16 protein-coding genes are annotated in these 13971 nt (G+C 63.5%); 8 read left to right on the forward strand and 8 right to left on the reverse strand.

Features of this window, described 5'->3' with window-relative positions; all coding sequences use genetic code 11:
- Nucleotides 1–12 precede the first annotated feature (12 nt).
- From AC1DSJ_RS19625 to AC1DSJ_RS19650, 6 genes are all read left to right on the forward strand, one after another.
- Nucleotides 13–669, forward strand: coding sequence for an alpha/beta hydrolase (locus AC1DSJ_RS19625; protein WP_054420769.1), 657 nt, complete (start codon nt 13–15; stop codon nt 667–669).
- 153 nt (nt 670–822) lie between these two features.
- The gene (locus tag AC1DSJ_RS19630) at nt 823–2085 is read left to right on the forward strand and encodes a D-alanyl-D-alanine carboxypeptidase family protein (protein WP_156336314.1); all 1263 of its coding nucleotides are present in this window, start codon (nt 823–825) and stop codon (nt 2083–2085) included.
- A gap of 130 nt (nt 2086–2215) precedes the next feature.
- Complete coding sequence (locus AC1DSJ_RS19635) at nt 2216–3082, forward strand: D-amino acid aminotransferase (protein WP_427946061.1); 867 nt, start codon at nt 2216–2218, stop codon at nt 3080–3082.
- A 161-nt stretch (nt 3083–3243) separates the two neighbouring features.
- Nucleotides 3244–3516 (forward strand): YbeD family protein, encoded by a 273-nt coding sequence (locus tag AC1DSJ_RS19640; protein WP_006216435.1) that lies wholly within the window; start codon nt 3244–3246, stop codon nt 3514–3516.
- An 11-nt stretch (nt 3517–3527) separates the two neighbouring features.
- Nucleotides 3528–4295, forward strand: a complete 768-nt coding sequence (gene lipB / locus AC1DSJ_RS19645; RefSeq protein ID WP_441371959.1) for a lipoyl(octanoyl) transferase LipB — start codon at nt 3528–3530, stop codon at nt 4293–4295.
- Nucleotides 4282–5001, forward strand: coding sequence for a tetratricopeptide repeat protein (locus AC1DSJ_RS19650; RefSeq protein WP_441371960.1), 720 nt, complete (start codon nt 4282–4284; stop codon nt 4999–5001). The genes lipB and AC1DSJ_RS19650 overlap by 14 nt, the downstream gene beginning before the upstream one ends.
- Before the next feature lie 76 nt (nt 5002–5077).
- On the opposite strand, the gene AC1DSJ_RS19655 is transcribed toward AC1DSJ_RS19650, so the two are convergent.
- Entirely contained in the window at nt 5078–5890 is an 813-nt protein-coding gene (locus AC1DSJ_RS19655) for a substrate-binding domain-containing protein (protein ID WP_441371961.1), read from the reverse strand.
- Nucleotides 5891–6217: 327 nt separating this feature from the next.
- Here AC1DSJ_RS19655 and lipA point away from each other — a divergent pair, with 327 nt between their 5' ends.
- On the forward strand, nt 6218–7228 hold the full coding sequence (lipA, locus tag AC1DSJ_RS19660; RefSeq protein WP_342066395.1) for a lipoyl synthase: 1011 nt from the start codon (nt 6218–6220) through the stop codon (nt 7226–7228).
- On the opposite strand, the gene rfbC is transcribed toward lipA, so the two are convergent.
- Genes rfbC through AC1DSJ_RS19685 form a run of 5 tightly spaced genes read right to left on the reverse strand, consistent with a single transcriptional unit; the run spans nt 7229 to nt 11226 of the window.
- Entirely contained in the window at nt 7229–7771 is a 543-nt protein-coding gene (rfbC, locus tag AC1DSJ_RS19665) for a dTDP-4-dehydrorhamnose 3,5-epimerase (protein ID WP_175170354.1), read from the reverse strand. It abuts the gene before it with no gap.
- Complete coding sequence (gene rfbA / locus AC1DSJ_RS19670; RefSeq protein WP_054420763.1) at nt 7771–8655, reverse strand: glucose-1-phosphate thymidylyltransferase RfbA; 885 nt, start codon at nt 8653–8655, stop codon at nt 7771–7773. The genes rfbC and rfbA overlap by 1 nt, the downstream gene beginning before the upstream one ends.
- Nucleotides 8652–9560 (reverse strand): dTDP-4-dehydrorhamnose reductase, encoded by a 909-nt coding sequence (gene rfbD / locus AC1DSJ_RS19675; protein WP_441371962.1) that lies wholly within the window; start codon nt 9558–9560, stop codon nt 8652–8654. The genes rfbA and rfbD overlap by 4 nt, the downstream gene beginning before the upstream one ends.
- A 1-nt stretch (nt 9561) precedes the next feature.
- The gene (gene rfbB / locus AC1DSJ_RS19680) at nt 9562–10623 is read right to left on the reverse strand and encodes a dTDP-glucose 4,6-dehydratase (protein ID WP_054420761.1); all 1062 of its coding nucleotides are present in this window, start codon (nt 10621–10623) and stop codon (nt 9562–9564) included.
- A gap of 48 nt (nt 10624–10671) precedes the next feature.
- The gene (locus AC1DSJ_RS19685; RefSeq protein ID WP_441371963.1) at nt 10672–11226 is read right to left on the reverse strand and encodes a cob(I)yrinic acid a,c-diamide adenosyltransferase; all 555 of its coding nucleotides are present in this window, start codon (nt 11224–11226) and stop codon (nt 10672–10674) included.
- Nucleotides 11227–11438: 212 nt separating this feature from the next.
- On the opposite strand from AC1DSJ_RS19685, the gene AC1DSJ_RS19690 reads away from it, so the two are divergent.
- Nucleotides 11439–11744: a copper-binding protein gene (locus AC1DSJ_RS19690; protein WP_006216414.1), complete on the forward strand. Its 306-nt coding sequence runs from the start codon at nt 11439–11441 to the stop codon at nt 11742–11744.
- Nucleotides 11745–12011: 267 nt separating this feature from the next.
- Here the strand turns inward: AC1DSJ_RS19690 and hslU are convergent, their stop codons facing one another.
- Nucleotides 12012–13346 (reverse strand): ATP-dependent protease ATPase subunit HslU, encoded by a 1335-nt coding sequence (gene hslU, locus AC1DSJ_RS19695; RefSeq protein ID WP_441371964.1) that lies wholly within the window; start codon nt 13344–13346, stop codon nt 12012–12014.
- Between the two features lie 82 nt (nt 13347–13428).
- A complete protein-coding gene (hslV, locus tag AC1DSJ_RS19700) occupies nt 13429–13968 on the reverse strand; it encodes an ATP-dependent protease subunit HslV (RefSeq protein ID WP_006216412.1) in 540 nt (179 codons plus the stop codon).
- Nucleotides 13969–13971: the final 3 nt, after the last annotated feature.

Below are 13971 nucleotides of genomic sequence, written 5' to 3' on the forward strand. Positions count from 1 at the left end.
TTGAGTCCTGCCATGTCCTCCGCTCGTACTGATACCCACGCCTTTACCGGGGCCGCCGGCCGCATTGATTGCGCTGTCGACTGGCCTGCCGGCACACCGCGAGGCTGGGCCCTGGTCTTGCATCCGCATCCGCTGCAAGGCGGCGCGCGCGAAAACAAGGTCGTCACCACGCTGTCGCGCGCTTGCGTGCAGCATGGCCTGGTGGCGGTGCGCCCCAACTTTCGTGGCGTCGGCCAGTCGGAAGGCGAGTTCGATAAATCGGTAGGCGAAACGCAGGACATGCTGGCGGTGGTCGCGCAAATGCGCGAGCTGCATCCGGAACTGGCTGCGGCCCCGTGGGTGCTGGCGGGCTTTTCGTTCGGTACCGCGGTCGCAGCGCAAACCTACGCGGCGCTGGCCGAGGCGGGCGATGCCGTGTTGCCGTCCGCGCTGATGCTGATGGGTCCGGCGGTGAACCGTTTCCAGTCGCACGAGGTGCAGGTTCCTGACGATACGCTGATGGTGCACGGCGAAGAAGACGAAGTCGTGCCGCTGTCCGAAGCCATGGACTGGGCGCGTCCGCGTTCGATTCCGGTGGTGGTGGTGCCGGGCGCATCCCACTTTTTCCACGGCAAGCTGCTGGTGCTGCGCCAGCTGGTGCAAGCCCGCCTGAAGGTCGCGCTGGACTGAACCCGCGTTGCGGCCAGGCCGCAGGTTGCATCAGGTTGCATGATTTAAATGCGGCAGGAACCCCCGGCGGGCCGGGGCGGTCCAATGGCCTGCCTATAATTGTCAGCCATTAGCCCCGCGCCGGCGGGCGTCTTTCCTGGACCCACGTTGCCGATGAAGAATTTGCCTTACTCCGCTCAATCCCCCGCTGTGTTTGCCCGCCGCCTGTTGTCTGGCGCGGTGCTGTCAGCGATGCTCGCGGCTTCCATGCCGGTCTGGGCGCAAACGGCGCCCGCAGCCGCTCCGGCCGCCGCAGGCGCCACGGCGCCCGCGCCGACGGCCTCGGGGGCGGTGCCGGTGGGTGATGTGTCGGCGGTGCCGGCGCCCACCATCGCAGCCAAGGCGTGGATCGTCATCGACGTGAACAGCGGTCAGACGCTGGCCGCGTCCAACCCCGACATGAAGGTTGAGCCGGCCTCGCTGACCAAGATCATGACGGCCTACGTCGTGTTCAACGCGCTGGAAGAAAAGCGCCTGACGCTGGAGCAGACCGTTCCGGTGTCCGAACACGCCTGGCGCACCGGCGGCTCGCGCATGTTCATCGAACCGCGCAAGCCCGTCACGGTAGATGAGCTCAACCAGGGCATGATCGTGCAATCGGGTAACGACGCGTCCGTGGCGTTGGCCGAAGCCGTCGGCGGCAGCGAATCCGCCTTCGCCTCGCTGATGAACCAGGAAGCCGAACGCCTGGGTATGAAGAACACGCACTTCATGAACGCGACCGGCCTGCCGGACCCGCAGCACATGACGTCCACGCGCGATCTGGCCACGCTGTCGTCGCACCTGATCACCGATCACCCGGACTTCTTCCACTACTACAAGCAGAAGAGCTACACGTACAACAAGATCACGCAGCCCAACCGCAACCGCTTGCTGTGGGCTGACCCGTCCGTTGACGGCATGAAGACGGGTCACACCGATTCGGCCGGCTACTGCCTGGTGTCGACCGCCGTGCGCGGCGACCGCCGCATCCTGGTCGTTGTCGTGGGCACCGACAGCGAAGCCACGCGCGCCGAAGAAAGCCTGAAGCTTTTGAACTGGAGCTTCCAGAACTTCGACACCGTGAAGCTGTTCGACAAGAGCCAGCCGGGTATCGACGCACGCGTCTGGGAAGGCACCGCTGAAAACGTCAAGCTGGGTCCGCCGAAGCCGGTGTCGATTGCGGTGCCGCGTGGCAAGGCTGGCGACTTGAAGCCGGTGGCGCAGCGCACTGACCCGCTGATCGCGCCGCTGGCCAAGGGCCAGCAAGTGGGCACGCTGCAATTCACGCTGGATGGCAAGGTGCTGCGCACCGAACCGCTGGTGGTGCAAGACGCCGTCGAACGCGCCGGCTTCTTCGGCCGCATGGTCGACACCGTCAAGCGCTGGTTCCAGTAAGCGGAGCGCGCCACGCGCGCCGCCGCAGGTGTAAGCTAGCAACGGGCGTTTCGTGCGCGAAACGCCCGTTTTCCATTCTGGGGCGGACCGGGCGGTTCGTCCCTTACTTTTGAAAATTCAGGAGTGCCTCATGATTCCGGGCGTACCGGGCGAAAGCCAGGTGTATCTCAATGGTGAGTTCCTGCGTGTAGACGAGGCCAAAGTATCCGTCCTCGACCGCGGCTTCATTTTCGGCGATGGCATTTACGAAGTCGTGCCCGTGTACCAAGGCAATGCGTTCCGCATGGCCGAACACTTGAACCGCCTGGACCGCAGCCTGGCCGCGTTGCGGATCGCGCAGCCGTTTGACCGCGAGGGCTGGATCAACCTGATCGAGCAGTTGCTGGCCCGCACGAATCTCGACACCTGCATCGTGTACCTGCAAGTGACGCGTGGCGTGGCCAAACGCGACCACCAGTTCCCGGCGACGCCGGTCACGCCCACCGTGTTCGGCATGATTTCGGCATGGTCGCCGCCCTCTGCCGAGCAGCGCACGCAAGGTCTTGCCGCCATCAGCATTCCCGATGAACGCTGGCTGCACTGCGAGATCAAATCCGTGTCGCTGCTGGGCAATGTGCTGGCCAAGCAGCAGGCGGTGGATGCCGATGCCGACGAAGTCGTGCAGTTCCGCGATGGCTATCTGACTGAAGGTTCGTCGACCAATATCTGGGTCGTGTCCGGTGGCAAGCTGCTGGCGCCGCCCAAGAACAACCTGATCCTGGAAGGCATCCGCTACGGCTTGATGGGCGAGCTGGCCGCCGAGGCCGGCATCCCGTTCGAGGCGCGCCGCATCACGCAGGCAGAGGTGGAATCCGCCGACGAGCTGATGCTGTCGTCAGCCACCAAGGAAGTGCTGGCGATTTTTTCGCTGGACGGCAAACCGGTCGGTTCCGGCAAGCCCGGCCCTGTTTTTCAGCAATTGCGAGCGGGTTATGATGCCCGGATTGCGGCGCTGTAACCCCTCAGCAACCGATAAGCGACGCTGCCAAGGCGACGCCGTTGTTCGAGTCACCGGGCGGCTGGTATCACCGCCGCCCGTCGTTCCGGCGGCACTTGCCTGAGCGCAGCTTGCCCCCATATAAGAACGTTCAGGGGCAACCACTTCCCTAGGTAAATCTCATGCATATTCCGCCCGAAGAATCGCTTATCGAATATCCCAGCGACTTTCCCATCAAGGTCATGGGCAAGCAGCATCCCGAGTTTGCGCAGACGCTGACTGACGTCGTGCTGCAATTCGACCCCGGCTTTGACGCCGCGACCGTCGAGATGCGCCCCAGCAAGGGTGGCAACTACATGGGCCTGACGTTCATCGTGCGCGCCACTTCGCGCGAGCAGCTGGACAACCTGTACAAGGCCCTGCACGGCCATCCGATGGTGTCCATCGTTCTGTAATCGGAATTGCCGTGATCAAGTGGCTCGCTCGGCCGGCGGACTACCTGCCGGTCTGGCAGGACATGCAGGCCTACACCAACCAGCGTGGCGCCGATACGCCTGATGAAATCTGGCTGTGCGAGCACGCGCCGGTCTACACGCTGGGCCAGGCTGGCTTGCCGCAGCATGTGCTCAACCCCGGCAATATTCCCATCGTTCATTGCGACCGCGGCGGCCAGGTGACGTATCACGGCCCCGGGCAAGTGATGGCGTACGCGCTGTTCGACCTGCGGCGCGCGGATATGTATGTGAAGGAATACGTCACGCTGCTGGAGGACGCGGTCATCGACACCTTGACCCAGCATGGCGTGGCGGGCGCTTGCCGCAAGCCCGGCGCGCCGGGCGTGTATGTGCCGGACCCTGCCGTGGATCGCCCGTTGAACGCCGCGTTGGACCCCTCCTTGGACCCCTCCTTGGACCCCACCTTGGACCCCACCTCGGACCCCACCTCGGACCCCACCTCGGACCCCGCCTCGAATCCTCACCGTGGCGAGCTGGCGAAAATCGCCGCGCTGGGCATCAAGATCCGCAACGGCCGCGCCTATCACGGCGTGTCGCTGAACGTGCAGATGGATCTGACGCCTTTTCTGGGCATCAACCCCTGTGGTTACGAAGGGCTGCGCACCGTCGATATGGCGGCCTGTGGCGTCACGCGCACGCCCACCGACGTGGGCGATGCGCTGGCCCGGAATCTGGCGGATGCCTGGCGCCGCAGAGGGAATCAATATGAAAACGTATAGCGCGGCGGACGTCGCCGCGACCTCGCCCGAACAGCTGGCCCGCTTGCGCGAGGGGCCGGCTGAAGACTACGCCGCTTGGATACATGCTGCGGCCGAGCTCGGGCTGGTCGAGGCGCAAACCATTTATGGTCAGATGCTGCTCGACGGCGTGGGCGTTGACCGCCAGCCCGCGGAAGGCCTGGCTTGGTTCAAGCGCGCCGCCAATAAAGACCACGCGATGGCCATCAACATGGTGGGCCGTTGTTACGAAAACGGCTGGGGCGTGCCCGCCGACGATACCGTCGCCGCCTACTGGTTCCGCTTGGCTGCCGACCGCGGCCTGGACTGGGGCATGTACAACTACGCGCACATGCTGCGCAGCGGCCGGGGCGGCGTCACGCAGAACAAGGCCGCCGCGCTGGCGCTGTACCAGCAGGCCGCGCAGATGGGCCACGTGAAGTCCATTGGCGTGGTCGGACGCTTCTACGAAGCGGGCGACGTGGTCGAGCAAGACATGCAACGCGCGTTCGACTGCTACCAGCGCTGTGCCGAAGGCGGCGACTTCCGCGGCATGTTCCATCTGGGGCGGCTGTTGCTGCTGCGCGGCAAGAAGGAAGAAGCCGTGCAGTGGCTGGTTCGAGTCCCGGAAACGTCAACGCCGGCGTTTTTGAACGAGGCGAATAGGATGCTGCAGGATTGCGGCTTTCCGGCCTTGTATGAGGTGTGAGGGGGCGGGCGGGTGTGAGGGGGTGGGCGCTCACGCGCTTAGCCGCGTATCAGATTAGGCGCTCAGCCGCGTTCAATTACGTGCTTAGCCGCGTCTCAAACGTGATATCCAGCGTTTGATGCTGGCCGGGCGCCAGTTCGCCCTGCAGGCGGTCCAGCAGCACTTGCGCCGCACGCCGGCCTAGCTCGGCGGCATCCACACCCAGCGTCGTCAGCCCCTGCGCCCATTGCGCCGCGCTGCCGTCGTCCGTAAACCCCAACACCGCCAGGTCTTGCGGCACGTGCAAGTCGCGGTTGTGCGCCTCTGACACCGCGGCCGCGGCCAGCAGGTCCGACGTGCAAAACACCGCGTCGAAGATCGTGTTGGTGGCCAGCAAGCGCAAGAAGGCCATGCGGCCGTCATTCATCTGCAGCACTTCGGGCTGCACGATATCCGCCACCCGATCCAGCCCCAGCCCGGCCGCCGCGCTGATGAAACCCTGGCGCCGCGCGCGTTCCCACGGATTGTCAGCGCTGATGCAAGCCACCATGGCGTGCCGCTTTTCGGCCAGATGGCGCGCAGCGGCCCGGCCCGCCTCTTCGTTGTCGATGACAACCGCGGTGTCCAGCGGATGCGCCGAGGCGTTCCAGGTTTCCACCACCGGTATTTCCAGCGCAGCCAGTCCGGCGCGCAAGGCCGGCTCGTCCAGCGGACCCATGACGAGTGCGGCGGCCGGTTGCAAGGCGGCCAGCTGCGGCAGCGTGGCGGGGTCGTGCCAGGGGCCCGCCGCCAGGAAATAGCCCTCGGGCGCCAACCGTTCCGCACAGGCCTGAATGGCCCGGCTCATGGGGCCGGTATCCAGGCGGGGGGCGATCAGGGCGACGAGGCGGGGCGGGGGGAGAAGAGACATCAGATCGGACAAGAGGGGGGATTTCAGCGGATTGGTCAGGCAAGACGATAACCCAGCCTGCGGGGGACGCCGACGCTGGGTGCACGTCGGGCGCCCAGCGCCCGTAGCCCCTAGCCCGTCGCGCATCGCCTTACGCCCCTAGCCCCTAGCTCCGGACCCCAGGCCCCACGCCCCAAGCCCCAAGCCCCAAGCTCCAAGCCCCAAGCTCCGAGCTCCGAGCTCCGGACCCCACGCCCCACGCCTTCGGACGTACTCGGGCGGTGAAGGGTAAAATGCCTTTTTTGTCTCAGACCGGGCCGCTCTGCGCACCGGTTTTGAAGGTGCCCAATGTCCACGCTCGCCGAGTCTCCTGTCCCCTCGAACGAATCCGCCGCTGCGGCCGCTCCCGCGGAAGCCGTCTACGATCCGACGCAAAAACAGAAATCGCAGGCCAAGACGGCACGCATCCCCATCAAGATCGTTCCGGCCGAGCGCCTGAAGAAGCCTGAGTGGATTCGCGTGAAGGCCGCCGCGCCCGGCTCGCGCTTCTACGACATCAAGCGCATCCTGCGCGAGCACAACCTGCACACGGTGTGCGAAGAAGCGTCCTGCCCGAACATCGGCGAATGCTTCGGCAAGGGCACTGCCACGTTCATGATCATGGGCGACAAGTGCACCCGCCGTTGCCCGTTCTGTGATGTGGGCCATGGCCGCCCCGACCCGCTGGACACCAAAGAACCCGAGAATCTCGCGCGCACTATCGCCGCGCTGAAGCTGTCGTATGTGGTCATCACCTCGGTTGACCGCGACGACCTGCGCGACGGCGGCGCCGGCCACTTCGTGGACTGCATCACGCACATCCGCGAACTGTCGCCCACGACCCGTATTGAAGTCCTGGTACCCGACTTCCGCGGCCGCCTGGACCGCGCACTGACCATCCTGAACGCCGGCCCCCCGGACGTCATGAACCACAACCTGGAAACCGTGCCGCGTCTGTACAAGCAGGCACGCCCGGGTTCGGACTACATGCACTCCCTGAAGCTGCTGGCCGAGTTCAAGAAGCTGCATCCTGAAGTCGCCACCAAGTCAGGGCTGATGCTGGGCCTGGGTGAAACGGATGAGGAAATCCTGCAAGTGATGCGGGATATGCGCGAACACAACGTGGATATGCTGACGATCGGTCAGTATCTGCAGCCGTCGGAGCATCATTTACCGGTGCTGCGGTATGTGCACCCGGATACGTTCGCGATGTTTGAACGTGAGGCGTATGCGATGGGGTTCTCGCATGCGGCGGTGGGGGCGATGGTGCGGTCTTCGTACCATGCGGATGAACAGGCGCATGCGGCTGGGGTGAATTGATCAGCCCAGTTGGGCATTTTTCAGCGATACGCCGTGGCGGTCCTTTTGGGACAGCAGCGGCGTTTCGCTGCCGGGCCACGCGATAGCCAGATCGGGGTCATCCCAGCGGATGCAGCGTTCAAATTCCGGAGCATAGTAGTTCGTGGCCCGGTATAGCACTTCGGCAGATTCCGACAACGTCAGAAAGCCGTGTGCGTACCCTTCGGGTATCCACAACTGGCGCTTGTTCTCGGCGCTAAGATACGCGCCGGCCCATTGCCCGAACGTGGGCGACCCGCGCCGCACGTCTACCGCAACATCAAAGATCTCTCCCACGCAGACACGCACGAGTTTTCCCTGCGGCTGTTCAAGCTGATAGTGCAAGCCGCGCAGTACGCCTCGAATCGAACGTGAGTGATTGTCCTGCACGAAGTGGCGCTGCAACCCCGTGGCGGCTTCGAACGCTCGCTCATTGAAGCTCTCGAAGAAAAAACCACGTTCGTCGCTGAACACACGGGGTTCCAGTAGCAAGACCTCTGGCAGCGCTTGCGGGAAGGCTTTCATCAGAACACCACCTTGTCCTTGAGGACGCGATTCAGGTATTCGCCGTAGCCGCTTTTCGATAACGGCGCAGCTAGCCTCGCCAGCGCCTCGGCGGTAATCCATTGCTGCCGATAGGCGATTTCTTCCGGGCATGCCACTTTCAACCCTTGGCGGTGCTCAAGGGTCGCAATGAACTGGCTGGCTTCCAGCAACGATTCGTGCGTGCCCGTATCCAGCCAGGCGAAGCCGCGGCCCATGATTTCCACGGCGAGCGAGCCCTGTTCAAGGTAGCGCTGGTTCACGTCGGTGATTTCGAGCTCGCCGCGCGCGGATGGCCGGATGCTGCGGGCGATATCGATCACATGGTTGTCGTAGAAATATAGGCCGGTCACGGCGTAGTTGGAACGCGGCTGGGCAGGTTTTTCTTCAATGGACAGTACCTTGCCATCCTGGTTGAACTCGGCCACGCCATAGCGTTGCGGGTCCTGGACATGGTAGGTGAATACGGTTGCGCCTTCCGTTCGCGCATTGGCGCGTTGCAGCAGTTTGGGCAGTTCGTGGCCATAGAAAATGTTGTCGCCCAATACCAGCGCGCAAGGCCCTTGGCCAATGAAAGAGGCACCGATCAGAAAAGCCTGGGCCAGGCCCTCAGGCGACGGCTGGACGGCATATTGCAGGTTCAAACCCCATTGCGACCCATCTTGCAGCAGTTGCTGAAAACGAGGGGTGTCCTGCGGGGTGGAGATGATCAAAATATCGCGCACGCCTGCCAGCATTAGGGTGGTGAGCGGGTAGTAGATCATTGGCTTGTCGAAGACGGGCAGCAATTGTTTGCTGATCGCGAGCGTAGCCGGATGCAGGCGGGCGCCGGAACCGCCTGCCAGGACGATGCCTTTGCGTGTCATGGGTTGTGTGCGCCGCATTTTGCTCGTTCTGAAAGTTGATCCAACAAGCCGTCAACCCCTTGCGTCCAGTCCGGTAATTGCAGGCCTAGCGCGCCGGTAAGCAGGGAGGTGTTCAGCCGGGAATTATGAGGGCGGGTTGCTGCGGCACGGTAGTCTGCCGACGTGACGGCGCGGATGCTGTCGGGTGACAGCCGTAACGGCATCCCGCGTGCGGCTGCGCCCGCAACCAGGTACTGTGCGTAAGCGTGCCAGCTTGTCGCGCCGCTTGCCGCCAGGTGATAGATGCCACTTGCCAGCACATTTCGGCGACGCCCTTCGATGGCGCGCTGGGTGATGGCCGCGATGAGTGCCGCAGATGTGGGTGTGCCGATTTGATCCGCAACGACCTCCAGCCTGTCGCGCTCGCGCGCGAGGCGCAAGATCGTGTTCGGGAAATTCTGACCGTGCATCGCATAGACCCAGCTGCAGCGCAAAATCAGCGCATCGCATGTGCTGGCCGCGATGGCGGCTTCCCCGGCAAGCTTGGTGACGCCATACACATTTAGGGGCGATGGCGTGTCGGTCTCGGTATAAGCCGCAGTGCTGGCGCCGTCGAACACATAGTCGGTGGAATAGTGAACCAGCAGGGCGCTCGCGTCTTTGGCGTAGCGGGCCAGCGTGGCGACGGCCTGGGCATTGACCAAATCGGCAGTTCCCCGATGCGATTCCGCCAGATCAACGGCGGTGTAGCCCGCCGCGTTGACGATGACATCAGGCTGGTGGGCCGACATCGCGTTGCGAAGGGCTTGCTGATTGCACAAATCAACATCTTCGCGTCCCAGAGACACGAACTCCCCCAGGGCGGGCAAGGTGCGCCGCAATTCCCGGCCAATCTGCCCCGCCTTGCCCAGCAACAGGATCTTCACGCTAGCTCCCGTTGCAAGGCACAGGGAACTTGCGATAGGCGCCACTGGCGACATTGGCGACCCACTGAGTCTCTTGCAGATACCACTGCACCGTCTTTTCGATGCCTGACTCGAATGTTTCTGCCGGCATCCAACCTAGTTCGCGTTGCAGTCGCGAGGCATCGACCGCGTAACGGCGATCGTGACCCGCCCGATCGGGGACGAGGACGAGTTGATCCGCATAAGGCTTTCCATCGGCTCGCGGCCGCAATTCGTCCAGACGCCGGCAAAGTCCGCGCACCAGGTCCAGATTGGTCATTTCATTCCACCCGCCCACGTTGTACGTGGCGCCGGGCGTGCCAGCCTCGAGCATTCTGCGGATGGCGTCGCAATGATCGGAGACGTACAACCAATCCCGCCGCTGCAAGCCATCTCCATAGATCGGCAGGGGTTTGCCGGCGAAGGCATGGTGGATGATCAGCGGGATCAGTTTTTCCGGAAACTGCCGAGGGCCGTAATTGTTGGAGCAATTGGACGTCAGTACGGGCAGACCGTAGGTCTGATGATAGGCGCGAACGAAGTGATCGCTGGCGGCCTTGCTGGCGGAATACGGGCTATTGGGCGCGTAGCGGGTCTGTTCGGTGAATGGCGTACCGTCGTCTTCCAGCGAGCCATAGACTTCGTCGGTCGAGACATGCAGGAAGCGGAATTCATTCCTGCCTGCTGCATCCAAGGTGGACCAGTAGCTGCGCGTGGCTTCCAATAGATGGAAGGTGCCCAGCACATTGGCTTGGATGAATGCCTCCGGATCGGCGATGGACCGGTCGACATGGGTTTCGGCGGCGAAATTGATCAGCGCCCGTGGGCGATGCGTATACAGCAGATTCAGGACGGCTGTCTGATCGGCGATGTCGCCGTGGACGAAGCGATGGCGAGGGTCACCCGCCAATGAGGCCAAATTGTCCAGATTGCCGGCGTAGGTCAGTTTATCCAGGGTGATGACGGGTTCGTCGCTGCGCGCGAGCCAATCCAAGACGAAATTGGACCCAATGAAGCCGGCCCCGCCGGTGACAATAATGCTCATATGCCTCAAACCCTTGGCCGATGGCGTCCGGCGTATGCCGGCCGCAACCTATCGGCGCGCCTGAGCGCTTGCCCAGAACGTATCTTTTTGTCCCGCATGTTGGTTTATACATCTCGCCAACACAAACATCAGATCCGACAGCCGGTTCAAATATTGCCGCACCGGCGGGTTCACCGTTTCAACTCCCGCTAACGCCACCACGGCCCGTTCGGCTCTTCGGCACACCGTCCGCGCAACATGCGCCTGCGCCGCGGCCCGCGTGCCGCCGGGCAGGATGAACTCGCGCAAGGGTGTCAGCGACCCGTTGTAATGCGCCAGGCGCGCGTCCAGGCGGGCGACCTGGTCGTCGCTGACAGCCGTGTGCCCCGGGATGCAAAGTTCCGCGCCCATGTCGAACAGGTCGTGCTGGATCGCCATCAGATCAATCGAGATCTCGGGCGGCAGCGGTTCCGCCAGCAGCACGCCGATGACGCTGTTCAGCTCATCCACATCACCCAACGCAGCGATGCGCGGCGCGTCCTTGGGAGTGCGTGATCCGTCCCCCAGCCCGGTGGTGCCGTCGTCTCCCGTGCGGGTGGCAATGACAGATAAGCGGTTGGCCATGGGAAACGTCCTGAATTGGATAAATGTGGGGGGTTGCGTCCAGCGGTAAGCGGGCGCCCAGGAGAGAGGGGGCCGGTTCGCAATCAACCGTCAGGATTGTTGCGTTCTGCCGCAGGAACTGTTTCATAACGGCGGTATCCTAGCATTGTGGAAAGCGGGAAGGGCGGTGTGTTCCGGCTCTTTGGCTTTCGCTGTCAATGGAGGATGCCTGTATGGCTTTTGACCGCAAATATGCAATGCCCATGGCTGTCGCGACCGCGATGGCCGTTGTGTCGCTGGCGACGCCGCTGGCGTTTGCGCAGCAGGCCGACGCCAGCGGGGAAGTGCGGCGCGTGGACCCGGCGGCGGGCAAGGTGACGATCAAGCACGATGAGATCAAGGCGCTGGACCTGCCGGCCATGACGCTGGTGTACGACGCCGATCCGGCCTTGCTGGCCAAGATCAAGGCGGGCGACAAGGTGCGCTTCACCGCGACGCGCAAGGATGGCAAGTACGTGGTGACGGCGATCACGAACTGAAGATCACAAATTGGGGCTCGCGGTCCTGAAGATATCGGTCTGAAGATTACGACCTGAAAACGGCGACCTGAAAACGACGACCTGAGAACGGCGACCTAAAAGCGACGAACTAAAAACGACGACCTAAACATCGACGACCTGAAGACCGCGACCTGACCCCGCTCCCATAAAAAAGCCGCTTACCGCAATCACGCGGCAAGCGGCTTTTTGCCGATGCAGGGTCGGGGCTGATTGAATCGTAAGACCCGGCCCCGTGCCCATCCCGGCTTACAGCACGTAGCGCGCCAGATCCTGGCTGCTGGCGGCTTCGGCCAATTGCGAATTGACGTAGGCCGCGTCGATGGTGACGTGCTTGGCCTGGCTGGAGGTGGCGTCGAACGACAACTCGTCCAGCAGCTTCTCCATCACCGTGTACAGGCGGCGGGCGCCGATGTTCTCGGTGGTTTCGTTGACGTCGTAGGCCAGTTCGGCCAGGCGGCGCACGCCTTCATCCGTGAATTCCAGCTGCACGTCTTCCGTCGCCATCAAGGCGGTGTACTGCTTGGTCAACGAGGCGTCCGTGTCGGACAGGATGCGCACGAAGTCTTCGGCAGTCAGCGATTCCAGTTCGACGCGAATCGGGAAGCGGCCTTGCAATTCCGGGATCAAATCCGACGGGCGGGCCAGGTGGAAGGCGCCCGACGCGATGAACAGGATGTGGTCCGTGCGGACCATGCCGTAGCGCGTGTTGACCGTCGTGCCTTCAACCAGCGGCAGCAGGTCGCGTTGCACGCCTTGGCGCGACACGTCGGCGCCGCCCGATTCCTGGCGGGCCGCGATCTTGTCGATTTCGTCCAGGAAGACGATGCCGTTCTGTTCAACGTTGTTGATCGCGACGGTGCGCAGGTCTTCTTCGTTGACGCGCTTGGCGGCTTCTTCGTCGACGATCAGTTTGAAGGCTTCACGCACCTTCATCTTCTTGGATTTCTTCTTGTCGCGAGCCATGCCCGCGAACATGCCGCGCAGCTGCTCGGCCATTTCTTCCATGCCGGGGGGCGTCATGACGTCCATTTGCGGCGCGGCTTGGGCGATTTCGATCTCAATTTCCAGATCGTCGATCTTGCCTTCGCGCAGGCGCTTGCGGAAGGTCTGGCGGGCGCTGTTGTCTTCGCCACGTTCCGGTTCGCCAGAGGCGCTGCGGGCGGGCGGGACCAGGGCGTCCAGGATGCGGTCTTCAGCGGCGTCTTCAGCCTGGGTGCGCACGCGGCGCATTTCCAGTTCACGCGTTTGCTTGATCGAGTATTCGGTCAGGTCGCGGATGATGGTGTCGACGTCGCGGCCCACATAGCCCACTTCCGTGAACTTGGTGGCTTCGATCTTGATGAAGGGCGCGTTGGCCAGCTTGGCCAGGCGGCGGGCGATTTCGGTCTTGCCCACGCCGGTGGGGCCGATCATCAGGATGTTCTTGGGGTGGATTTCGTGGCGCAGCGGTTCCGCGATCTGCTGGCGGCGCCAGCGGTTGCGCAGGGCGACCGCCACCGCGCGCTTGGCGCGGTTCTGGCCGACGATGTATTTGTCGAGTTCGGAGACGATCTCTCCGGGCGTCATGTTGGATGCGGACATGAGGGCGAATCCTTGAAGCTAGAGCGGGCTGGGGAAGCGGCCGCGGCGCGAGGGGCGTGCCCCGCGTGCCGCGTGGCGGGCGTCAGTCGCCCAGCGTTTCGATGACGTGGTTCTGATTGGTGTAGATGCAGAGGTCGCCGGCGATTTCCAGCGATTGCTTGACGACGGCCTCGGGCGACAGCTCGGTGTTGCGCAACAGCGCCAGCGCGGCTGACTGGGCATACGCGCCGCCGGAGCCGATGGCGGCCAGGCCGTGTTCGGGTTCCAGGACGTCGCCGTTGCCGGTGAGCACCAGCGTGTGCTCGGTGTCGGCCACGATCAGCATGGCTTCCAGGCGGCGCAGGACGCGGTCGGTGCGCCAGTCGCGGGTGAGTTCAACCGCAGCGCGCATCAGGTTGCCCTGATGCTTTTCAAGTTTGGCTTCGAAGCGCTCCTGCAACGTGAATGCGTCGGCGGTGGCGCCGGCGAAACCGGCCAGGATCTTGTCGTGGTACAGGCGGCGGATTTTGCGGGCCGTGCCCTTGACGACGATGTTGCCCAGGGTGACCTGGCCATCGCCTCCGAGCGCGACGCGGTTGCCGCGGCGCACACACACGATGGTGGTGGCGTGAAATTGTTCCATGCG

Source organism: Achromobacter sp. 01N37, assembly GCF_056399725.1.